Source organism: Deltaproteobacteria bacterium (assembly GCA_009929795.1).
GTDB lineage: Bacteria > Desulfobacterota > Desulfovibrionia > Desulfovibrionales > Desulfomicrobiaceae > RZZR01.
In genome coordinates this window covers 1-1,423 of the sequence record RZZR01000355.1, presented here as the reverse complement: position 1 = coordinate 1,423, position 1,423 = coordinate 1, and the positions used below count along the sequence as shown (strand labels likewise).

General features: G+C 59.0%; 1 protein-coding gene. It reads right to left on the bottom strand.

Features of this window, described 5'->3' with window-relative positions; all coding sequences use genetic code 11:
• Positions 1-1,406, bottom strand: a 1,406-nt coding sequence (locus EOM25_14955; protein NCC26477.1) for a glycosyltransferase family 1 protein, incomplete at its 3' end; no start/stop codon positions are given.
• Positions 1,407-1,423 lie beyond the last annotated feature (17 nt).

Sequence of the window (1,423 nt, the reverse complement as noted above, 5' to 3'; positions counted from 1 at the left end):
TTGTCCAAGGCCAGACTCAGTTCTTCTAATCCTTCTTTTTGTCTGAAAACGCGAAGATTTGTCAGACCAAGGTCCATTCCCAGCCGCCAATCCTTTCGTCGACGGAGGGAGAGCCAGGACTGGGCTTGGAGTCGAAATTCGTTGTAGCCCCGAAAGTCCCGAAGGAGGTGGTGGACTCGGTCGAAGACCAGGTCGGGTTTGTCAGTCAAAGATCCGGCTAAGATCAGGCATTCAAGGGCCGTTTCCGGAAGATGCCGCTTGGAATCGAAAACGAAGCCCGGGCGACTGCGCTCTCCGTGTCGGTTGAGGATACGAGCCCAGTCCATGAACAGAGCCGATGGTGTCTCTGGAAGGTTTGGTGGATGCTTTCTCACGACCCGGACATGAATTTGCCAGAATTGACGGGCGAGGTTGAACCGGCCAAGGGCCTGGGCCGCAGCCGAACAGGCCAGATACAGGCCAGGGTTGCCCGGTTCAATCCGGCCCTGGACGGTCCGGACCAGAAGGGCCTCGAGGTCGGTGCGCTTGCCGCAGGCATACAGGTTTTCAAGCAGGGCCCGGAGTATGTTTGGATTCTGTCCGGCCAAAGAGGCCAAAGCCGTTTCCAATTCCGTCGATGGCAGTAAAAAGCAGCCTGCCAGAGACAGGTTGTGCAGGGCCAGCCAATAATCCTGGATGGATTGGCCGAGAGGTCGGCGAGCCTGAGCCGTATTCATTGCCAGTTCGAGCAGGCGTGAGGCCCTGTGCCGGGGCAGATGCTCGGCCTGAACCCGTTCCTTGGCCCTTCTGCCCAGTTTCTCCCCCTCTATGGGGTGTTTGAGAAGCCAATTCACGCATTCACGCAATTCCAGGACATGGTCGAAGACGAGCATTTCACGGCCGGGCTCGAAAAGCTCCTCCACATCCTCGTCGATTGTCTGTCCGACCACGGCACAGCCGCAGGAAGCCGCCTCGAAGAGGCGCATGTTCACTTCCCCGAAGATGGATTCGTTGGGCACTATGCGGGCCTGGGCATAGATTTCCCGCATCCGGCCCCAGGATACCCCCTGGCTTGGCTCCAGACCAAAGTCTTTGTGAAGGTAGGCGCACATGTTTCGGCGGATGGGGCGATGGTCGTTGACAACCCCGACAAAGGCCAGATTCTGGCCCCGTTCTGGCCATGGTACGAATGGAGCTTCAAAGCCGGACCAGGTCAGCCAGGCCGTGGAGGCGGTTCCATGGGCCTGGAAATGCTCGGCCCAGCGGCGTTGGGTGGAACAGACCAGATCGAAGAGGCGGGCGTAGGGGGTCTGCCAATGGGAGTTTTGGTGCGGGTCAAGGGCCCAGAAGATCGTGGGGCAAAGCAGTTCATCAAGGCCTTGCAGAATGACTCGGACTCCACCGAGGCGCTCCTGCTGGAGGAACATGTCCAAGCCTGCGCCCT